Source organism: Isoptericola sp. 178, assembly GCF_030586525.1.
Taxonomy (GTDB): domain Bacteria; phylum Actinomycetota; class Actinomycetes; order Actinomycetales; family Cellulomonadaceae; genus Isoptericola; species Isoptericola sediminis.
The window spans coordinates 1-20,319 of the sequence record NZ_JAUQYN010000005.1; the positions used below are offsets into that span (position 1 = coordinate 1).

At 71.4% G+C, this 20,319-nt stretch carries 16 protein-coding genes and 3 tRNA genes; 4 read left to right on the forward strand and 15 right to left on the reverse strand.

Going from position 1 to position 20,319, the window contains the following annotated elements; genetic code table 11:
* Positions 1-973: 973 nt before the first annotated feature.
* Positions 974-1,046: transfer RNA gene (locus Q6349_RS14140), tRNA-Arg, on the reverse strand.
* 149 nt (positions 1,047-1,195) lie between these two features.
* A tRNA-Ser gene (locus tag Q6349_RS14145) sits at positions 1,196-1,287 on the reverse strand.
* Positions 1,288-1,380: 93 nt separating this feature from the next.
* Between Q6349_RS14145 and Q6349_RS14150 the strand changes: the two genes are divergently transcribed.
* On the forward strand, positions 1,381-3,141 hold the full coding sequence (locus tag Q6349_RS14150; RefSeq protein WP_304604632.1) for a GMC oxidoreductase: 1,761 nt from the start codon (positions 1,381-1,383) through the stop codon (positions 3,139-3,141).
* Positions 3,142-3,248: 107 nt separating this feature from the next.
* Here Q6349_RS14150 and Q6349_RS14155 read toward each other — a convergent pair whose 3' ends face one another.
* Positions 3,249-4,550 (reverse strand): S9 family peptidase, encoded by a 1,302-nt coding sequence (locus tag Q6349_RS14155; RefSeq protein WP_304604633.1) that lies wholly within the window; start codon positions 4,548-4,550, stop codon positions 3,249-3,251.
* A 57-nt stretch (positions 4,551-4,607) separates the two neighbouring features.
* On the opposite strand from Q6349_RS14155, the gene Q6349_RS14160 reads away from it, so the two are divergent.
* Positions 4,608-5,135: a helix-turn-helix domain-containing protein gene (locus tag Q6349_RS14160; protein WP_304604634.1), complete on the forward strand. Its 528-nt coding sequence runs from the start codon at positions 4,608-4,610 to the stop codon at positions 5,133-5,135.
* A 4-nt stretch (positions 5,136-5,139) separates the two neighbouring features.
* Here Q6349_RS14160 and bla read toward each other — a convergent pair whose 3' ends face one another.
* The 5 genes from bla to Q6349_RS14185 form a co-directional block, all read right to left on the reverse strand.
* On the reverse strand, positions 5,140-6,135 hold the full coding sequence (gene bla / locus Q6349_RS14165; protein ID WP_304604635.1) for a class A beta-lactamase: 996 nt from the start codon (positions 6,133-6,135) through the stop codon (positions 5,140-5,142).
* A 681-nt stretch (positions 6,136-6,816) separates the two neighbouring features.
* A complete protein-coding gene (locus Q6349_RS14170; protein WP_304604636.1) occupies positions 6,817-7,779 on the reverse strand; it encodes an NAD-dependent epimerase/dehydratase family protein in 963 nt (320 codons plus the stop codon).
* Between the two features lie 151 nt (positions 7,780-7,930).
* Positions 7,931-8,536, reverse strand: coding sequence for a TetR/AcrR family transcriptional regulator (locus tag Q6349_RS14175; protein ID WP_304604637.1), 606 nt, complete (start codon positions 8,534-8,536; stop codon positions 7,931-7,933).
* Between the two features lie 61 nt (positions 8,537-8,597).
* A complete protein-coding gene (locus tag Q6349_RS14180; RefSeq protein ID WP_304604638.1) occupies positions 8,598-9,530 on the reverse strand; it encodes a CPBP family intramembrane glutamic endopeptidase in 933 nt (310 codons plus the stop codon).
* A gap of 16 nt (positions 9,531-9,546) precedes the next feature.
* The gene (locus tag Q6349_RS14185) at positions 9,547-10,158 is read right to left on the reverse strand and encodes a hypothetical protein (RefSeq protein ID WP_304604639.1); all 612 of its coding nucleotides are present in this window, start codon (positions 10,156-10,158) and stop codon (positions 9,547-9,549) included.
* Positions 10,159-10,291: 133 nt separating this feature from the next.
* On the opposite strand from Q6349_RS14185, the gene Q6349_RS14190 reads away from it, so the two are divergent.
* Positions 10,292-10,918, forward strand: coding sequence for a TetR/AcrR family transcriptional regulator (locus Q6349_RS14190; protein ID WP_304604640.1), 627 nt, complete (start codon positions 10,292-10,294; stop codon positions 10,916-10,918).
* Positions 10,919-11,041: 123 nt separating this feature from the next.
* Here the strand turns inward: Q6349_RS14190 and Q6349_RS14195 are convergent, their stop codons facing one another.
* Entirely contained in the window at positions 11,042-11,347 is a 306-nt protein-coding gene (locus Q6349_RS14195) for an Atu4866 domain-containing protein (protein ID WP_304604641.1), read from the reverse strand.
* Between the two features lie 135 nt (positions 11,348-11,482).
* On the opposite strand from Q6349_RS14195, the gene Q6349_RS14200 reads away from it, so the two are divergent.
* Positions 11,483-12,328, forward strand: coding sequence for a helix-turn-helix transcriptional regulator (locus Q6349_RS14200; protein ID WP_304604642.1), 846 nt, complete (start codon positions 11,483-11,485; stop codon positions 12,326-12,328).
* Positions 12,329-12,368: 40 nt separating this feature from the next.
* Here the strand turns inward: Q6349_RS14200 and Q6349_RS14205 are convergent, their stop codons facing one another.
* The 6 genes from Q6349_RS14205 to Q6349_RS14230 form a co-directional block, all read right to left on the reverse strand.
* Positions 12,369-13,766 carry an amidohydrolase family protein gene (locus tag Q6349_RS14205; RefSeq protein WP_304604643.1) on the reverse strand — a complete coding sequence of 466 codons (1,398 nt, stop codon included), beginning with the start codon at positions 13,764-13,766 and terminating at the stop codon, positions 12,369-12,371.
* A gap of 445 nt (positions 13,767-14,211) precedes the next feature.
* Positions 14,212-14,296 (reverse strand) — tRNA-Ser (locus Q6349_RS14210).
* An 84-nt stretch (positions 14,297-14,380) separates the two neighbouring features.
* Positions 14,381-14,926 (reverse strand): ATP/GTP-binding protein, encoded by a 546-nt coding sequence (locus tag Q6349_RS14215; protein ID WP_304604792.1) that lies wholly within the window; start codon positions 14,924-14,926, stop codon positions 14,381-14,383.
* 382 nt (positions 14,927-15,308) lie between these two features.
* Positions 15,309-15,725 (reverse strand): DUF742 domain-containing protein, encoded by a 417-nt coding sequence (locus Q6349_RS14220; protein WP_171245892.1) that lies wholly within the window; start codon positions 15,723-15,725, stop codon positions 15,309-15,311.
* 8 nt (positions 15,726-15,733) lie between these two features.
* Positions 15,734-16,183 (reverse strand): roadblock/LC7 domain-containing protein, encoded by a 450-nt coding sequence (locus Q6349_RS14225; RefSeq protein WP_171245893.1) that lies wholly within the window; start codon positions 16,181-16,183, stop codon positions 15,734-15,736.
* Positions 16,184-16,259: 76 nt separating this feature from the next.
* On the reverse strand, positions 16,260-20,159 hold the full coding sequence (locus tag Q6349_RS14230; protein ID WP_304604644.1) for a nitrate- and nitrite sensing domain-containing protein: 3,900 nt from the start codon (positions 20,157-20,159) through the stop codon (positions 16,260-16,262).
* Between the last annotated feature and the right edge of the window lie 160 nt (positions 20,160-20,319).

Genomic DNA, 20,319 nt, shown 5'->3' on the forward strand with positions numbered 1-20,319 from the left:
CGATCCAAAGGAACCAATGAAGGTTCAAAATTTGGCATTGACTATCAAGCACACTGTTGAGTTCTCAAACAACCGACACACACCATCCAGGACCGGAACTTTCCGTTCCGACCCCGTCCGGGGCAACCCCTCTAACTTAGCATTTCGCTTTTCTCTCTGCAAACCGCCCCGATCTTTTCGATCGGATACAGCTTTGACAAAAGCGACCCGCTCCACCCGGTTCAGGGCGCACAATGCTACCTGTCCCGGAGGGTGGTGGTCGTCAGCTCCGGCCCGGCCACCGAATCGAACCCTGCGGTTCGTTCATCTGGTGTCCGTCGGCCCGTCGGGCTGACGTCAGAGAACATTACCGATGCCTCTCCCCGAGAGTCAACGTCGGACGACGTGGCGCGCGCCACTCTCCTGGCAGAGGCCCGGAATCCTGCCGCTGGAGCACCCCGGATCAGCTCTCCGACCGGCGGTCCAGCGGCTGACCTCGGCGAGACGACGTGTTCCGCAGGCGGCTCCGCCGTGTCGGCACCGTGAACGGCAGGTGGTCGACCGGGACGGAGCTCGACAGCCGGCAGCGGGGCCGAGTCCGTCCGGACGGGCTCTCGTCGCGCCGTGCGATCCCGACCTCAGGACTCGTCGGTCCGACCCGCACGCCAGATCATCACCACGCCGACCACGACGAGGAGCGATCCACGATCGACATCGTGAGGCCGATCGCCTCCCCGACCTCGAGCGCGTGGGACAGCACCACAGCATGCACTCCCGCTGCGGTCCAGCATCGGGCCGGTCAGGCACGGCGTCGTCCGGCGCGCGACGCCGTGACGGGCAGGACGTCTCCGCAGGAGAGGCACCCGGTCCCCCGCTCGTGCACCCGGGGCACCGGCATGCGGAAGGTGGAGGCTGGATCGCCGGCGTGGTCGGCGGACGGTCCGGAAACGACGACGGGGCCCACCAGATGATCTGGTGGGCCCCGCGTGTGCTGCGCGCCCGGAGGGATTCGAACCCCCAACCTTCTGATCCGTAGTCAGATGCTCTATCCGTTGAGCTACGGGCGCAGTACGTCCGATGCGTTCGCACCGGCCGACGAGAACTCTACCGCCCTCCACGCCGATCCCCAAACCGGATCGGCCGTTCGTGACCCACGCCACGGGATGGCGAACGAGGCCACAGAAAAGGCCCCGGGCGTCGAGCTCCGAGGCCTTCCTGGCGGAGACGGCGGGATTTGAACCCGCGAACGGGTTGCCCCGTTACCACCTTAGCAGGGTGGCGCACTAGACCAGACTATGCGACGTCTCCTCGCGGCCGGTGACGACGCACGTCGCCATGCCGCGGCGACCAGACTAACCGCCAAGGACCGGATGGAGCAAAGCGCCGTCGTATCGTCAGGGCATGGCGCGCACCACAGTCGGCGAGGACTACGACGTCCTCGTCATCGGATCCGGGTTCGGCGGCAGCGTGGCGGCGCTGCGGCTCACCGAGCGGGGCTACCGCGTCGGTGTCCTCGAGGCGGGTCGGCGGTTCGCCGACCACGAGCTGCCCCGCACGTCGTGGGACCTGCGGCGCTTCCTCTGGGCACCTGCGTTCGGGTGCTTCGGCATCCAGCGCATCCACCGGCTCCGTGACGTCCTCGTCCTCGCGGGTGCCGGCGTCGGCGGCGGATCGCTGGTCTACGCCAACACGCTGTACCGCCCGGTCGGCAGGTTCTGGTCGGACCCGGCCTGGTCCGGCATCACCGACTGGGAGTCCGAGCTGCAGCCCCACTACGACCAGGCCGAACGCATGCTCGGCGTCGTCGACTACGGACGCACGACGCCGGCTGATGAGGTCATGCGTGACGTCGCCCGGAGCATGGGCGTCGAGTCCACCTGCCGCACCGCACGCGTCGGGGTCTATCTCGGGGACGACGACGCGACCGGGGCGGCCGCCGGGGCGCGGGACCCGTACTTCGGCGGGATCGGCCCGGACCGGAGCCCCTGCCTGCACTGCGGCGAGTGCATGACCGGGTGCCGGCACAACGCGAAGAACACCCTCGTCAAGAACTACCTCTACCTGGCGGAGCGGGGCGGCGCGCAGGTGCATCCCCTCACCACGGCCACCGCCGTCGTCCCGTCCCCCGACGGAGGCTACGAGATCCGCACCCACCGCACCGGCCGCCCGTGGTCACGGCGCCGGACCCTGCGCGCCCCGCAGGTCGTCCTCGCCGCCGGCACCCTCGGCACGCAACGCCTGCTGCACGCGATGCGCGACGCCGGCACGCTGCCCCACCTGTCGGACCGCCTCGGCGAGCTCACCCGGACGAACTCGGAGGCTCTGCTCGGGGCCGGCCTCCCCGCCCGGGACCGGCACGAGGCCGACTACACCCGCGGCGTCGCGATCACCTCGGCGTTCGCGCCGGACGACGAGACACACGTGGAGCCGGTGCGCTACGGGCGAGGATCCAACGCGATGGGGCTGCTGCAGACCGTCCTGGTCGACGGTCGACGCCGCCCCGGGGACCGTGCCCGATGGCTCCGCTGGCTGGGAGAGCTGTGGAGGCAGCGCAGGCACCTGCCATCGCTGCTCGACCTGCGCGGGTGGTCGCAACGCACCGTCATCGCCCTGGTGATGCAGAACCGGGACAACTCGCTCACCACGTTCACCCGCCGCGGTCTCCTGGGCAGGAGACTGTCCTCCCGCCAAGGGACCGGTGAGCCCAACCCCGCGTGGATCCCCGTCGCGCACGACGTCGTCCGCGCGATGGCCGCACGGATGGGCGGCGTGCCCGCCGGAAGCATCGGCGATCCGTTCGACGTCCCGATGACCGCGCACATCCTCGGCGGGTGCACGATCGGCGAGTCGGCCGACACGGGTGTCATCGACCCCTACCACCGGGTGCACGGTCACGACGGCCTGCACGTCCTCGACGGGTCCGCCGTCACCGCCAACCTCGGGGTGAACCCGTCACTGACGATCACGGCGATGGCCGAGCGCGCCTGTGCGCTCTGGCCCAACCGCGGGGAGCCCGACCGGCGCCCGGCCCCCGGAGGCTCGTACACCGCCGTCACCCCGACGCGCCCGGTCCGACCGCTCGTCCCCGAGACGGCTCCCGGGGCCCTGCGCCTGCCCGTCGTCGAGCTCCGCACACGACGCGACCGGGATGCGACGACGTGACGTCGCACCCCGGCCGGTGGCGGAGGGCGGGGTCTGCTGCACCGGGGGCCCGGGACGGCTCCAGACTCCGATGACGTCCGCCCGCGCGGCCGCCGTCGGGTGAGGCGCTAGGCCGCCGTGTGCCGGACGACCCACTCGGTGACGATGCCGACGACCTCGGGATCGACGGGGCGTCGCACTTCCTCGCGGTACAGCCGGAGGGAGGGCGTGCCCGGTTGGCGACGCAGCGTGTGCGACAGGTCCGGGATGCGGTGGACGGTGACCTCGGCGGGAGCGGTGGACCGGACCACGTCGAGGTCGTCGCTGCTGACCTGGAGGTCCTTCTCGCCGGTGATCGCGAGGACCGGGGCGGTGATGCGGCGGATGTCCTCGACCGGGTCATGGGCCATGTACTCGCGGACCCAGCGGGCGTTGACCCGGGCCCCGTTGACACGCGCGACGTCGGCCGTCGTGGCCTTGAGCCTGCGGTGGTTGCCCCGCACCCTGTCGACGAGGTCGATGCGCAGCAGGCGCATGACGGCGCGCAGCACGGCAGGAAGGCCGTCTCGCAGCCTCTCGGCCTGCTGCACGAGCACCTCCTCACCCGGACGTGCCGCACCGGCGAGGAGCACGACGCCCGCCAGCTGTGTGTCCCCCGCCGCGACCGCGGCGGCGAGCAGGGCACCCTCGCTGTGGCCCAGGACGACGACGCGAGCGGGGTCGACCCCTGGTTGTGACGCCAGCAGGGCTCGGGCAGCACGTGCGTCCGCCACGAGGTCCGACACGCCGGCAGCGCGCCAGTCTCCGGGGCTGTCGCCGACACCCCGCTTGTCGTAGCGCAGGCTGGCCACGCCGCGGTCCGCGAGGGCGTGCGCAAGCTGGCGGGAGACGTCGACCTGCAGCCGTGGGTGGCTGCCCTCACGGTCCAGCGGCCCGGAGCCCGGCAGCAGCAGCACCGCCGCACGCGCAGGACTGTCGGGACGGCAGACGGTGCCCGCCAGTGTCGCCCCCTCGGAGGTGAAGCGCACGTCGTGCTCGCGGATGGCTGTCGGCGGCGAGGACTCGGTCGTCATCCGGCGTGACGCGAGCGTACCGGCGACGGTGCGGGCGCCCTCGTGGCCGAGGAGGAGCTCGTCCCAGCGGGCGCCACGCAGCTCGATCCGCAGCGCCGGCTGACCGCGCCGCACCGAGACGACGGTGCGACGCATGCGACCGCCTTCACGACGGCGCCACGTGCCGACCTTGCGCAGTCCGGGCACGCCCAGTCCCGGCGCGCGGATCCCTCGTGCGGCGCGGAGGCCGTCGGACTCCACGGACACGGCGGCGACGGCGGCCCACGGGACGCTGATGTCGCGCACGAGCCCGGCGACCTTCTCGTACACGCTGAAGGACACGGAGAGCTCGGACGGGGTGGAGCTGATCGTCGGCATGACCTAGATTGTTCTCATAGATGGAAACGTTGTCAAGATTGAGAATGGTGAGTGACCATGACGCTGTCGAGCCTTCTGCTGCACCCGGTGCGGCTGCGGGTCGTCCAGACGTTCCTCGGCCGCGGCGAGCTGACGACCGCAGCACTGGGGAGGCATCTCGCCGACGTCCCGCCGGCCACGCTCTACCGCCACGTCAACGCCCTGCTGGAGGCCGGCGTGCTCGAGGTCGTCGACGAGCGCAAGGTGCGCGGTGCCGTCGAGCGCACGCTGGTCCTGCGAACGGCCCGAGCCAGCCTCGGTCCCGACGAGGCGGCCACGATGACCACCGAGGAGCACCGTCGGGCTTTCGCCGTGTTCGTGGCCGGGCTGATCGGCGACCTGGACCGCTACCTGGCGCGCGGGGACCAGGATCTCGCGCGCGACCGGGTCGGCTACCGGCAGTACGCCGCCCACCTGACCGACGAGGAGATGGACGAGTTCATCGCCGATCTGCGCGCCGTCATCGAGCCCCGGCTCGAGCTCGCGCCGGGCCCCGGCCGACGACGCCGACTGGTCAGCCACGTCCTGATGCCGGACGCCGACTGACGGGTCATTCGAACGCCTCGAGCACCTGACGGGCCGCGGCGGCGACGAGTCGGTCGTCTGGGTCGGCGTCCGGCTGCCCCTTGTCGGAGAAGACCGCGAGCACGACGGGAGCGCGACCAGGCGGGGTGACCACCGCGATGTCGTTGCGGGTGCCGAACCCACCGGTCCCGGTCTTGTCGCCCACGGCCCAGCCGGCGGGCGTGCCGGCGCGGATCAGGTCGTCGCCGGTCGTGTTGCCGAGGAGCCAGTCGTTGAAGAGGTCTCGGTCGTCGGTGTCGAGCGCCGCCCCGACGGCGAAGGCCCGCAGGGTCGCGGCCATGGCACGCGGGGTGGTCGTGTCGCGGACGTCCCCCGGGACGGCCTCGTTCAGGGAGGGTTCGTCGCGCGCAGGCCGTGTCACGTCGTCACCGACGGCCTGAAGGGCCGATCGGAGGCCTGCGGGCCCGCCGACATCCCGCAGCAGGAGGTTGGCGGCGGTGTTGTCGCTGTAGCGGACGGCGGCCTCGGCGAGCTCACGGCGGGTCATCCCCGTCGCGACGCGGTCCTGCGTCACCGGCGAGTACGCGACGAGGTCCGCCTCGGTGAAGGTGACGACCTGGTCGAGCTCCGTGTCGTCGGTCGTGGCGAGCACCACCCCCGCCAGCGGCGCCTTGATCGTGGACGCGTAGGCGAAGCGCTCGTCGGCCCGGTACTCGACCTGCTTCCCGGACCCGGTGTCGACGGCGACGACGCCGAGGCGGGCGTCGAACTGCGCCTCCAGCTCCTCCAGCGCCCGGGCCACCTGCGGGTCCGTCGGCACCTCATCGCCGGGACCGGCGGAGTCGGGAGGCTCGGTGGCCTCGCGGCTGGCCACCGCCGCCGGTGGCTCCTCGGCCACGGCGGCGGACGACCCGTCGTCGGGGCCGTCCTCGACGGCGCCGCAGCCTGCCCCGAGCAGCAGGACGAGGACCGCCGGCAGGTACCGACGCGCCGTGGTCCGGGATGTGGCGCGATCGCGCACGTCGTCTCCTCCTTCTCGCGCGGCAGGGCCTGGTCCATGGACGGCTCCGACGTCGGCCGGTGGGCAGCCGCCGGGTTCGACGAACCGAAGTTCCCGACGGGCCCGCCGACCTCCACGCCATTCTCGACCACCGCGGACGGGCCGTCGACGAGCGCGGTCTCGCCGGCCGGGTCCACCTGTCCCGGGTGGCCCTCGTGGGCCACTCCTGGGGCGCCCGGACGGTCGCCGGACCGTGCGCGCTCTTGTGCCGAGCACCGCCGACCGGATGTCGGGGCCGGCGGTGCTCAGCGGTCTGGGCGCCTAGAGCGCGGTCGGGCTCAGTTCCAGAGCCCGACCATGAAGAGGACGGCTCCGAGGAGGACGATCAAGGTCGTCCACCACGCGGTCTGCTCGAGTCGGCTGGTCATGCTTACCTCACCTTCGGATGTGTGTCAGACGTCTGTTGGGCGCGCTCGGCGGATCAGCTCCACCACAGGAACAGCACGATCGCCAGCAGAGCGAGCGGGGCCAGCGAGAGCCAGCGCACGGTGCGGGTGTCCATGGGTCACCTCCCTTCGGTGTCGAACGGCGCCGACGGCCATGTCGCACGTCGGAGCAGTAGGGTGGTCGGCTCGCGCGCGGCGCCCCAGGAGCAGCCGGGCGGCGCGGCGGCCGTACACGTCGGTCGGAGGCCGGTCTCACTCATGACGGGGCGCGCTCACCGACCGCCTGGCTCAGCTGGGTCGAGTACCAGTCGAGCGTGCTCTCGAGCGCTTCGAGCAGCGGCGTCGGGTGCGCCTCGAATCGTTGCTCGAACGCGGTCGACACCATGTTCTGCGGAAGCAGGTGCTGGTAGAACATCTCGGCGTACTCGGCCATGAACGTCTCGTCGAACGGTCCGTACGGACGGGCCTCCTCGAGCCGGTGCACCCGCAACGGGCGCCCGACCAGACGACCGACCTCCCGGTGGACCTCGTCGGTCGTGACCGCCGGGACGGCAGGAAGGTGCCAGACCCGCCCGCCGTCCTCCTCGCGGGCCCCGCCCAGGGTGGCAAGTCCAGCGGCGACGTCCGGGACGAAGGAGTAGCTGTGCGGGAGGGAGGTGTCGCCAAGGGCGAGGACCGGCTCGTCGGTCAGCGCCCCGGGGAAGAACGCACCGCCGAGGGTGGAGTTGACGACGCCCGGACCGAAGAAGTCGGCGGAGCGACCCAGGGCGACCCAGGCGTCACCTGCTTCGTGCCGACGGAGGTAGAAGCGGTCGAGGTCCGCGCGCATGCGGCCCTTCCGGCTGGTGGCTGCCCAAGGCGTGCTCTCGGTGATCGCCTCCCCGTCGGCCTCACCGTAGGGGTACAGCGTGTCCAGCACCACGAGCCGGGAGCCGTGGTGCGAGGCTGCGCCGACCACGCTGCGCGCGATCCGCGGCATCACCTCCACCTGCAGGTGATAGGAGACGTTGACGCAGTGGTAGAGGACGCTCGCTCCTTCGGTGGCCCGGAGCGCCTGCTCTGGATCCGTGAGGTCGGCTCGACGCAGTTCCGCGCCGGCGGGTGCCTCGACGGCGCTGCGGTCGACCACTCGGACACGATGACCTCGGGTCACCAGCGCTCGCGCGAGGGTGGTGCCGGCCGGGCCGGCACCAAGGACGACATGCAGGGAACTGTTCATGAGGACTCCTTCGGGGTGAGTGAATGGTCAGTCACTTGTTCGGCCGAAAAAATCGGCCCGCCGATCTGCGGGCCGGACATCGGTCGATGACGACGAGGACTGCGTACGTCATCGGAAGGGCCACGACGAGCGCGACCACGACGGTGCGCCACTACGGCGGGCCATCGTCCTCGACCTCCTCCCGTGTCAGGGGCGCCGCGGGCGAGGGGTGGCGGATACCGCGACTGAGCGCCCTCGCCCACGACTGGTCGAGGTCAGGGATGCCCAACATCGTGAGCAGGTGGCACAGCTGGCCCACCGCGACGAATCGCTGGACCTGCGCATCCGAGCCCCGCGATCGGGACTGCGCAAAAGACGTGATGCGAGCGACCCCCCTCGTCATCGATGCGTGGATCTCGGGGACGTCGGACGCACTCAGGGCGTGCACCTGGAGCAGGAGGAGATCGCGGTCTGCGATCAGTCGGGCGTAGGCACCCCCCATGGCCTCCAGCACATCGGCAGGTTTGACGGACGCAGAGGCGCTCGCACCTTCCTCCAGTGCTGCCTCCACCAGATCGAAGCACCGGTCGAGGGCTGCCACGAACAAGGCCGTCTTGTTCGGGAAGAGCTTGAAGACGTACGCCGGGGAGATGCCCGCGTCCTGCGCGAGGGCCGTGGTGGGAGTCCCCAGGTAGCCCGTGCGAGCGAACGTACGAATGGCACTGTCCACCAGAGCGGCCCGCCGGGACTGAGAGGTTGAGGTCACGGTGCGCGCCATGTGAGTGACTGTACACTCACTCCCGCCGGACAGCAACCCCTCGGGACCATGCGTCGTCGGCTCATCGTGCGGGTGTGCGAGCGGGGCCGGTGCCGCGCGTCGTCCGCCAGATGATGGTGGTGATGACGACCAGTGCGGCGCTCGGGATGAGATACGTGATCGAGCCGGCGGTCTCCGCCCGGCCGCTGAGTGCCCCACTGACATCGGTGTGCAGGGTGGTGGCCAGCACCAGGCCCACGACGTTGTAGAGCGCGTGGAGTGTGACGGCGACCTCGAGCCCACCGGTGCGCCACGTGATGACGGCCATCGACCCGAACAGCACGAGGTAGGAGGTGAGGATGTAGGGGTCGAGCGAACCGTGGGCGAGTGCGAAGAGGACGGTCGTGACGACGACGCCGAGCACCGCACCCGAGCGGGCGCCGCGGGTCCACCCCCCGACGACGCGAAACACCAGGCCACGGAGCCCGTACTCCTCGCCGGCGGCCGCCAGCGGCGTCAGCAGCATGCCGATCACGAAGTACGCCACGAGGTCCGCGATCGCCCACGGGATCTGCTCGCCGGGCTCCAGCAGGGAGCTGACGGAGACCGCGACGAGCAGCAGCGGACCGAAGACCAAGAGCGTTCGGGCCACGAGCCCGTACCGGAAGCGTCCGACCACGGAGTGCAGTGAGCGGGCGGGCAGTCCGTAGAGCCAGCGTTGCAGCAGCATGGAGTAGGGGATCAGCACCGCGAGGGAGAGAGTGCCTGCGGCATGCTGGAGCGGGGTGGACCCCGCGCCTCCCATCAGGTGCGTGTCGATGAGGGACGCGCCGAACAGGAACAGCTGGGCGAAGCCGACGAGTCCGGCGAGCAGCAGCACGATGGCCAGCAGGCCGCGCGGGATGCGGCGTGCGTCGCCCGCGTACACGCGGTGGTACTCGACGTCGGCCGGCACACCGGATGGACGGGTCGGTCCCTCGAGCTGGAGGGGAGGGTTCTGGGTGGCGTTGGGCACGGTTCTCCTGGTGGGGTCAGCCGGCGAGGTCGTCGAGCCAGTTCGAGCGCATCCGGAGGGCGCGTTCGGTGCTACCGATGACCGCGGCGATCCCGACGAGCACGTTGCCCGTCGGGGGAAGGCGGATGGGCGAGGTGAACGTGCCGATCGAGTCGGCGACGAGAGGGACCTGGGAGATCTCCTGGATGATCTGCGGGACGGCTACGCACACCCCGGCGAGGACGAGCAGGGCCGAGGCGAGGCCGACGACCCGGCTCAGGCGAGGACGCTCGTGGTGCAGACGTGCGCGGCGCCCCTCGGCCGAGGCGGGGTGGGGGATCAACGGCACCTCGCCACCGCCCGCGGGTACGTAGTGGCAGCGTCGGAGCCCGAAGGTGCCGACGGCGACCTCGATGCGGCCGCCCGGCACCACGAACCGCGCCGGCAGCGTCGAGACGGCGAGCTGTACGCCGTCGCGGTAGAGACGCGCACGGACCGCGCCGTCGGAAGCGTCGCCGGCTCGGCGGACGTCGACGGCGTAGGTGGAGGCCGCACCCCCGGGCGCGGGCAGCGTCAGTGTGCGCAGGGACCTGCCGACCAGCTGCCACCAGCGGAAGTGCGGCAGCGGCTGCCCGGTTCCAGGACGCACGCGCCGTGCAGCGAGGCGGTTCCGCGCTCCGTCGAGCATTCGCTCGCCCCCTCTCGTTCTAGTACGCTGTAATAGAGATGTTGGAGTGGACGCTATCACACTGTGATACTCAATCCAGGCGAGAGGGACGGACATGAGTGCGCGCACCGAGGAACCAGGAACGCGGGACAAGATCCTGATCGCCGCGGCGACGATGCTCGGGGAGAACCCGACCGCCCGCTTGAGCGTCCGGGCGGTCGCCGCTCGCGCTCAGGTGAGCACCGGCTCGCTACGGCACTTCTTCCCGACGCAGCGAGCGCTCATCGATACCGTGATCGCCGGGCTCTACGAGGTCGACATCCCCGACGACCCGATCGACGACCGCACGAGGACGCCGAGCGGACGTCTCCTCGCGGGGATGCAGCTACTCCTGGCACAGGTGGGCGCCGGAGACAGCGCACGCCAGCACTGGGCGGCGCTGTACGACGCATACATCGCCTCCCCTCCCACCGACGACGAAGCCGCGACCTACTTCGCCCTGGAACGCCTGGGCCGCCAGCGCGTCGAGCGTTGGCTGGCGGCTCTCGCCGAGGAGGGCGCGATACCCGCTGGCGATATCGCGCAGCGCGCGCGGTTCCTCATGACCGTCCTCAACGGCCTGATGACAGAACGCGCCCTGCCCGCCGACGCGCTGCAGGTCCAGACCGAGACCGAGACACTCCGCCTGGCGGTGCACGCCGTCATCTCCGGACCGGTCCAGGAGCCGGGACCCGACACCTGACCCGACCACCGGACCGACATCGTCCGTGGGGGACGGCCGAGGGAGGTGGTGCGGCCACGCTGCGCGGCTCCTGGCCCACGACCCCCGGCGGCCGATCGTCACCCCGGGCGACGGGTCCACCCGTCAGCTCTCAGACCCGGGGCGTCCCTCCCGGTAGAGCACGAGGTGCTCGTGGAAGAGCACTCCGTCGCGGATGTCCCCGGTGGCAGTGAAGCCGGTGTCGTCGGCGTAGTCGATGTGGGAGCCGGTGACGGTGTAGCTGCCGGTGTAGGCGCTACGCCTCGTCCCGCGGGCTTCGTCGTAGCGACCGTCGGCTCGCAGCTCCTGACGGATGTGCCCGTCGGCGGTCACCCACATCCCGGTGACGTCCATCGCCTCGATCCCTGGTGCGGATCGGGTCTCCTGCGGCGGGTCCGGCTGCTTCGGCACGATGTCTTCCTCTCGTCTCGTCGGTCTCCTTCAGCAACCCAGCCTGGACGGACGTCGGGGCGAGGGCCAGGGCGGCCTGCGCCGGGGTACGGCACACCCAGGTACGAGGGCGGGGCCCGGGTCTATCCTGCGCGCATGGGCGGACGCAACGATCTCGGCGACTTCCTCAGGGCGCACCGCGGCCGGGTGCGACCCGACGATGTCGGGCTGGCTTCGTACGGCGCCCGCCGGGTCGCAGGGCTACGGCGTGAGGAAGTGGCTGTGCTGGCGGGGATGAACAGCGACTACTACGCCCGCCTGGAGCAGGGCCGTGAGCGCAGCCCGTCCCCGCAGATCCTCGAGGCGATCAGCGGAGCGCTGATGCTGGACGACGATGCTCGTGGGCACCTGTTCCGGCTCGCGGGAACCGTCCCACCGGGGAGACGCGGGGTGCCCCGGGAGTCGATCAGCCCCGGGATGCGTCAGCTGCTGGACGGGTACCCGAACGCCGCGGCATTCGTCCTCAACCCCGCCACGGACGTCCTGGCGGCCAACGCCATGGCGACGGCGCTCTTCTCGCCGTTCGTGACGATGGACAACCTGGCTCGCATGACCTTTCTGGACCCCGCCGCTCCCAGCTTCTTCGCCCACTGGGCGCGGGCGGCCGAGGCGGTGGTCGCGGAGCTGAGGCATGCCACGGGCCTCAACCCGCAGTACCGGCGTCTCCACGAGACGGTCCGTCGCCTGATCGAAGAGAGCGACGAGTTCGCCACCCTGTGGTCCTCGCATGCTGTTCAGGGGAAGACCCGCGCGAGCAAGGAGCTTCTCCACCCCGATGTCGGGCGCCTCCACCTGACCTTCCAGAGCTTCGACGTCCGGGGAGCGACGGGCCAGCAGCTGGTGATCTACCACGCCGAGCCGGGGAGCCCGAGCGCCGAGGCCCTCGCTCTGCTCGGCAGTCTGCACGTCACCCGTCGCCAGGACGCCGGTCCCGGACGCTGACGCGTCCGCGTCGGCACCACGGCGCTCTTCTCTTCGCCCCTCAGGCGGTCGGGACGGTGTTCAGCACGTACTCCCGCGAGGCGTGGACCTCGTCGCGCAGGGCGGACAGATCGACGCCCAGGACCTGACCGTCCCACTTGCGAGGCTCGCCGTTGATGAGCACCGCACTGATGTTGCGGGCATCGGACCCCAGGACGACGGTGCCGATCGGGTCGTTGAGCGGCATGTTGTTGAGGTCCTCGGCGCGGATCACCAGGAGGTCGGCCTTCTTGCCAGGGGTGAGCGATCCGGTGACGTGTGCCAGGCCGTTGGTGCGGGCTCCCTGGAGGGTCGCGAAGTCCAGCACGTCACGCGAGGTGATCCTTGCCGGCTGCTGTTCGGTGCCGTAGGCGGCGTTGACCGCACGCATCCGCTGAATCGCGTGCAGCGCCCGCATCTGCGTGAACATGTCGCTGGCCAGTGCGACCTCGACGTCGATGCTCAGACCTGGACGGACGCCGACAGCCAGCGCCTCGTCGATGGCGGGAATCGCGGTCTCAAGACCGATCTGAGCGTCCGAGGTCGGGGCGAGGGCGATGGTCGTGCCGCTCTCGCCGATCGCCCTCCACGCAGCGGACGTCAGGCCGGTGGCGTGGATGAGGGTGAGGTCCGGTCCGAGGAGGCCGTCCCTCGCCCAGCTGAGGACGGCCCGTGACGAGGAGGCACCGAAGACGGCGTCCACGCTCACGCCGACACCCAGGTCGCGCGCCGTGCGGGCGAGCTCGGTGCCGTAGGCGAGGGCAGGTCCGCTGATCTCGTCGGTGGCCAGGGCTGCGAGGCGCAGCGTCAGCAGCTGGTCGCCGGAGGAGAAGTACTGCTCCTGCAGACGGGCCAGGTCGCCCGGCCACTGCTTGTCCCAGTCACCGAAGTGCGGCCCCATCGAGGCGTGCACCCCACGGATGCCGGAGTCGACGAGCGCCTCGACCGCGGCGTCGGAGTGCTCGGGAGTGCGGGAGTTGTGGGAGAAGTCGAGCATGCACGTGATGCCGCTGTCGATCGCGGTCAGGGCAGCCAACCGCGTGCCCACGTACATGTCATGGGGCCGGAAGACGGTCGCGTAGCGCGCGAGGGTGGACATCACGTACGCGCCGAGATCATCGACGTCCGGCATGATCCGGCGCAGCTGAGTCTCCCAGGCGTGCCGATGGGTATCGACGAACCCCGGGGTGATGATCGTGTCGGCAGCATCCACGATCACGGCGCCGTCCTGGCTCAGGCCTGGCCCAATCGCGGCGATCGTGTCGCCCTCGACGAGCAGATCCGCTTCGTGCTGGACGCCGTGGCCGGCGTCCATGGTCACGATGGTGGCGTTGGTGAAGAGGATGCGCCGCTTCGGGTCGGGGGACCGGCGCTGCACCTGCTCGAGTACCGCGGGGCTGGTCGTGTCATGGAGGGTCACGAGGGCTCCTGTTCGTCGTGCCGAGGCCAGGAGCCTCAGCGGGGTGGGTACGCGGTCCAGCCTCCGACCGCCCGCGGACGACGACCAGGCCGATCCTTGCCCAGGGATGGCCCACCCACCCTCGCTGGCCCTTTCCAGCACGCGACGGAACCGTCCCCTGGGCGTCGGCCCGGCGAGCCCCACCGCAGGGCGGAGTTCAGTTCCGGTGCAGAGATCGTGGGACCGCGGAGGCATCCCGCGCGGGGTACGGCGTGCTGCGCCAGGTCTGGAGTCTCTTCGACCAACGGTGCGAAGCGCCCTGAGTCACGGGGCCTCCACGCCATCTCGCGACCACCCGGGGGCGCGAGAGGATCTCCCGACGGCGTTTCCCCGGCCATCCCCTGGCACTCGGCCCGCCCGCGACGGGTCGAATGCCAGGAGTCCACGGGGGAACCGCGTGCTTCTGCGGAGGGCGGGGGATTCGAACCCCCGGTTGCTTGCGCAACAACGGTTTTCAAGACCGTCACATTCGGCCGCTCTGTCAGCCCTCCTCGGCCCGACAGTCTAGTCGGGCCCTGCCCGGGGACGACGACGGCCGGGGACGGTGTGCCACCGTCCCCGGCCGTCGGTCGAGATCAGCCGGGCTGGCTGCCCGAGCGCAGCTGGCGCATCGCGAGCTGCACGAGCGAGATCAGCGTCTGCTTGGTCGCCGCCCGCGACCGCGCGTCCGTGTAGAGCATCGGCACGTGCGCCGGGATCTGCAGCGCCTCGCGCACGTCCTCGAGGCGGTGCTTGGCCACACCGTCGAAGCAGTTGACGCCGACGACGAACGGGACGCCGCGCGACTCGAAGTAGTCGATCGCGGGGAAGCACTGCTCGAGACGGTCGGTGTCCACCAGCACGACGGCACCGATGGCGCCGCGGACGAGGTCGTCCCACATGAAGAGGAAGCGGTCCTGGCCGGGGGTGCCGAAGAGGTAGAGCCAGAGGTTGCCCGGCAGCGACACGCGCCCGAAGTCCATCGCCACGGTGGTGGTCGTCTTGCGGTCGGTGACCCCGCCCGCGTCGTCGACGCCCATGGAGTGCTCGGTCATCGCGGCCTCGGTGTTCAGCGGCTCGACGTCCGAGATCGAGCCGATGAACGTCGTCTTGCCGACCGCGAAGCCGCCCGCGACCACGATCTTCGTGACGGTGGGGGCGGCGCTGCCGTCCGGCGCGGTCGCCCTGGCGGGAGCCGTGGGAGCGGGGGCCTGCTCCTGTGCCTCCGGAGCCTGCTGCGGGGCCGCCGGGGCGGCGCTCGAGCTCTGCGCCGGGGCCTGGGCCGTCGGGGCGGCCTGAGTGTCGGTGGCCACACCCGGCTGGGGTGCGGTCGAGGCCTGGGGCTCGGACGTCGCGCGCGCCGACGGTGCGCCACCGCCGAGCACGCTCTGGCGCACCGGGCCACCGCTCATCGCGGCGCCCGACGGTGCGGCACCTGCTGTCGACGCGCCCATCGCACCAGCAGGCTGCGAGATCGGCGCCCAGCTGGGAGCGAACCCGCCCGAGCCTGCGGGCGACGCACTGTCAGAGGGCGGAAATGCCATTGAGAACACTCTCCAAGACGCTCAGGGAAAGTCCCGAGTGGTTGCTGCCGTGGCCCGTGTGGACGTTCACGGGGGCCGAGGTGTGCACGGTGATGTGCCCCTCCTCCTGCATGTCCGCCACCAGGACGCGGACCACACCGAGGGGGAGCTTGAGCAGCGCCGACAGTTCGGCGATCGACACGTAGGTGTGCGCGGCGTGCTGAAGGATCGCGCGCTTCTCCGGCGTCAGACCGTGGCTGCTCACCGCTCCCGGCATGACCTCGACAAGCGCCTCGAGCGGTAGATCGGACATCGACGAGCGGACACGACCTCCCGTGACCGCATAGGGACGCACCGTGGCAGCCTCGTAGCCGTCCGCGGATTGCGCGCCCAGGGAACCGAACGGTGCGTGCGTCATGCTTTACCTCATCCCACCTGTGCGGAGCGCTGGTTGCCGTCGACCGGAAGGGCGCCGCGCATCTCCGAGATGAGCTGCGGCGTCAGGGTCGACTCGGTCCGGGACACCAGCAGGGCCATCTCGTACCCCACGAGCCCGATGTCGCAGTTCGCGTCGGCAACCACGGCGAGCACGGACCCGTTCGAGACGTTCATCAGGAAGAGGTACCCGTTGTCCATCTCGATGATGGCCTGGCGGACGTTCCCGCCGTTGAGCTGGCGCGAGGCGCCGCGGGTCAGGCTCGACATCCCCGACACGATGGCCGCGAGCTGGTCGCCGCTGGTCCGGTCGAGCTGGTCCGACATCGCCATGAGGAGACCGTCGGCCGAGACCACCAGCGTGTGGCGGCTGCCCGGCACGGTCCGGACGAAGTTGTCGAGAAGCCACCCGAAGTTGGTCGCTTCAGTACTGAGGGTCACGCTTCCTCCTCGTCAAATGCGCTCTGCTGCGCAGGTCACCGCTGGTGCGGGGCCGATCCTTGGACATCATTCACGCTCAGGAGCCGTTCGTCGAGGCCCTGTCGTCGGTCTTCTCCGACCGGCCACGCGCGGTCGCCGACTGGAAGGCCGACAACCGGGAGCGCAGCTGCTCCGGATCGCGCTCGATGCGGGCGGTGAAGCGCTCCGGAGGCTCCACGGGCTCGTCACGCCGGGTGCGGCGCGTCAGGCCGTTGCCAGTCGATGCCATGTTCGCGGGCCGATAGCTCTGCTCCTGGTTCGTGGTCGTCACGTTCTCTTCCTGGAAGATGCCGCGCTGCATCAGCGTGGACATCTCCTCGTACAGCACGGCCGACGCCATCCATTCCGAACGCGCCTCGACCGTGTCGGCGACATCGCTCGAGTCGTACGGGTCGACGTCGGAGGTCTCGGTGGATCGCAGCGGAAGGACGGACTCGCCGTAGGAGGTCCGCGCCGGACGCTCCTCCCGGGCCACCTGCTCGGGCTCGGGCGTCGGGGCGGGCTGCGACGACGCCGTCGACTCCGTCGACTGCTGCGGACCCGTCCAGCGTCCCGCCTCCGTCGAGGATCCGGTCGGCCACGTCGTGCGGCCGGTCGGAGCGGCGGACGGCATCGGCAGCTCGTCGGGACGAGGTGCCGGCACGGGCGCCGAGGTCTCGTGCCCGCTAGCCGGTGCCGCGGGTTCGGCCGGCGCCGGGGTGCGCGACGGGCTCGACGCGGCCCACGGCGTGGACGAGGAGTCCGCCGTCGGAGCGGTGAGCGGGTCGTCGCCCGACCCGACCTGCTGCGGCACGGCCCCGTCCTGACCGGACGTCCCGCTCGCGCCGGCCGTCTCGGCCGCGGCGGGCTTGCGCCCGAACAGACCACGCTTGCGGTGCCCGGCACCGGAGGAACCTTCGGTCCGCCGGGTCGGCAGGTCGGACATGAGCTCCTCGAACGCCGGCAGGGCCGAGAACGAGGTCGACTCCTCGGTGCGGTCCGTGCCGTTCGCCGAGGACGCGGTGCGCGAAGGCGTCGGCGCGTCCTCGACCGGCGTCCGGTCGACGGGCTGCTGCGGACGCTCGGCCGGCTGCTCCGGCCGCTCGACCGGCTGCTGCGTCCGCTGCGGCACCGGTGCTGCCGGGGCGGGGACCATCGGTTCGTAGGCCGGGGCCGAGCTCGCGGGAGCCTGGTAGGGAGCCGAGGTCGCCGACGCCGGGTCCGCCGCCGGAACGGGGGCCGGCGCCGCGGACTCGCGTCGCGGCGTCGGAGCGGGCGCAGGCTGCGGAGCCGGAGCCGGAGCCGGCTGCGGAGCCGGGGCCGAGGCCGACGACGCCGCGTTCGCCGCCGGAGCGGGCTCGGTGCGCGGTGCCGGCGCGGGCGCCGAGGCGGTCGAGGCCGCGTTCGCCGCCGGGGCGGGCGCGGGCGGAGCGGACTCCGACGTCGCGTCCGTCAGGTCCGGGACGTTCGCCGGGTCGTCGGTGACGGCGTCGAGCTGCAGGGTGCTCTCGGCGAGGTTGTCCATCGTCCGGAAGCTCGAGAACAGCCCCGTCCGTGCCTGGGGCTCGACGGGCTCGGCGGTCGGCTCGGCCGCCTGGGGCAGCGCGATCGCGCCGGAGTGCGGCGCGGGCTCGCTCGGCATCGAGGCCGCCCGACGCCGGCTCGGCAGGGACGCCGCTGCCGGCTGGACGTCCGTCGGCGGCGCCCACTCCCCGTCCGAGGAGTCCGTCTCGTCGAGCTGCGGGGTCTCCAGCGGCGGCAGCACGATCGACTCGGTCGGAGGCGTGGTCGTCTCCGAGCGGCGGCGACGGGGCATCCCGGCGCGGGTCGTGCCGTCCATCAGGGCGTCGAGGTCGACGGGCTCGGCCTCCGGCGGCTCCGGGGCGAGGTGGTGCGACGCGACGGGCTCGCGCGGGGCGGGCGCGGGCTCGACCGGTGCGGGCGCCGGCGACGGGGCCGGAGGGGCCTCGGTCGGCTGGTCGCTGCCGGGCGCCGGAACCGTCGAGGGCTCGCTCTGCGACACCGGGGCCTCGGCCTGCGGGCTCGTCAGCTGGGCGGCGGAGCGCTGGGTCGCGGCCTCGAGCGGGTCCGTCGGCTGCGGCAGCGGCATCGCCTCGTCCGCGACGAACAGCTCGTCGGGGAAGGTCACGGTGGCGACCGTGCCCCGGCCGTCGCGGCCCGTGGCGAACTCCACCCGGGCCTGCAGACGCTGGGCCAGGCGGCTGACCACGAACATGCCCAGTCGCTGGGCACCGACCGCGTCCGAGGGCGTCGAGGAGGAGACCTTCGCGTTGGCGTCGGCGATCTCCGCCGGGGACATACCCAGGCCCTGGTCGTGGACGGTCACGACGACCCCGTGGGCCTCGCGCGCCGCGGTGACCTCGACCGCCGTGTGCGGCTCGGAGAACATCGTCGCGTTCTCCAGCAGCTCGGCCAGCAGGTGCGCGGCGTTCAGCGCGTTGTGGCCCAGCATGTGCGGGTCGGCCTGCAGGTTCAGCCGCACCCGGTCGTACAGCTCGATCTCCGAGGAGGCCGTGCGGATGACGTCCGAGACCGGCATCGGTGTGCGCACGCGACGACCGGAGTCGATACCGGCCAGGACCAGCAGCGACTCGGCGTTGCGGCGCATACGGGTCGCGAGGTGGTCGAGCCGGAACAGGTTGGACAGCGTCCCCGGGTCCTCCTCGGACCGCTCGAGCTCGTCGAGGAACGCGAGCTGGCGGTTCAGCAGGACCTGGTCGCGACGCGCGACGTTGACGAACATCTCGGCGATGGAGCCACGCAGGGCGGCCTGCTCCCGGGCGACCTCGATCGTCGTGGCGTTGACCTCGTTGAACGCGGTCGCCAGGCGCCCGACCTCGTCCGAGGACTCGATGGGGATCTGCACCGCGTTCATCTCCGGCGCCTGACCCGGCACCGCCATCTGCTCGACCATCTGCGGCAGGCGGTCGCGCACGTCGGCGGTGGCGGCCGTGAGGCGACGGAGCGGGTTGACGATCCGGCGGGCGATGATCAGCGCGATGATCAGCGAGATCAGCACGATGCCGAACGTCGCGGCGATCGTGCCGATCGCCTGGTTCTGGGAGTCGTCCGAGGCGTCGGAGGCGTAGCTCACGGTCTCGTCACGGACGTCGTCACGCACGGGACGCATCGAGTCGACCCAGGCGTCGGACAGCTCGCCCCACTGGGAGGCGGCCGACCGGTCGATGCCGGAGAAGTTCTGGTACCGCAGCGGGAAGCGCAGCGCGTCGAGCTCGTCCGAGAACTCCGGGACGGTGATGTCGAGCCCGAGCCGCTCGGCCTGCTCCTTCGCCGCCGCGTGCAGCTCGTTGGTCGTCTCGAGGGCGTTGACCATGCGGGCCGCCAGCTCCGCGTCGCGGTCACCGCCGGACTGCGCGGCACGGGTGGCGTCGGCCAGGGCCAGGGCCACGATCGGCCGCTCGACCGTCTTGGCGAGCATGAGCTCGTCCATCGCGACGTAGGCGTTGAGCAGCTCGGACAGGCCGCCGTTCGTCGACGCGGCCGAGACGGACCGCGGGACGTCCAACGCGCGCTCGATGATGTCGGTGTACTGGTCGGCCGCGGCGGCCTCGGTGACCTGCCCCGCGAGAACCTTGCGCTGCAGCTCGTCGAGCACGCGGCGGTCGTCGAGGGTCGTCTGGATCGCGTTCTGGACGTTGACGCTCAGCGCGTCCGTCTCGATGCTGCGCAGCTCGGCGTCACGGGCGTCGACCGCGGCGTCGCTCTCGGCCTGGGCCGAGGCGAGCTGCTCCCGTCGCTCCTCGTCGCCGTTGAGCACGGCGATGGCCAGCGCCCGCTCGGTCGCGACCGCGGTTCCCGCGGCGTCCTGCACCTGGAGGCTGTCGGCGAGCTGGGACGTCTGGTCCGCGCGGACGGCGTCCTGCAGGGCCCCCCAGGAGATGTAGGCGGCCGCCACGACCAGGACGAAGATCGGCACGGCGAGTGTCGCAAGGATCTTCCCGCGAACGCCCAACCTGCGGAGCATGTGGACCTCTCTCCATCACTTATCGTTCGAGGTCGGCGGGGTCGAACCTCCCCGATCCTCCGGCTTCTCGTCGCCTGCCCGCTGGGACATCTCCCCACGCTCGGCGCCGCGC

What these genes read in the sequence shown, in the direction of transcription:
- Q6349_RS14175 (WP_304604637.1), bottom strand. Translation starts at nt 8,536, where the DNA reads ATGGCGCGCACCGTGACCTCAACCTCTCAGTCCCGGCGGGCCGCTCTG.
- Q6349_RS14170 (WP_304604636.1), bottom strand. Translation starts at nt 7,779, where the DNA reads ATGAACAGTTCCCTGCATGTCGTCCTTGGTGCCGGCCCGGCCGGCACC.
- Q6349_RS14200 (WP_304604642.1), top strand. Translation starts at nt 11,483, where the DNA reads ATGGGCGGACGCAACGATCTCGGCGACTTCCTCAGGGCGCACCGCGGC.
- Q6349_RS14220 (WP_171245892.1), bottom strand. Translation starts at nt 15,725, where the DNA reads ATGACGCACGCACCGTTCGGTTCCCTGGGCGCGCAATCCGCGGACGGC.
- Q6349_RS14150 (WP_304604632.1), top strand. Translation starts at nt 1,381, where the DNA reads ATGGCGCGCACCACAGTCGGCGAGGACTACGACGTCCTCGTCATCGGA.
- Q6349_RS14190 (WP_304604640.1), top strand. Translation starts at nt 10,292, where the DNA reads ATGAGTGCGCGCACCGAGGAACCAGGAACGCGGGACAAGATCCTGATC.
- Q6349_RS14160 (WP_304604634.1), top strand. Translation starts at nt 4,608, where the DNA reads ATGACGCTGTCGAGCCTTCTGCTGCACCCGGTGCGGCTGCGGGTCGTC.
- Q6349_RS14155 (WP_304604633.1), bottom strand. Translation starts at nt 4,550, where the DNA reads ATGCCGACGATCAGCTCCACCCCGTCCGAGCTCTCCGTGTCCTTCAGC.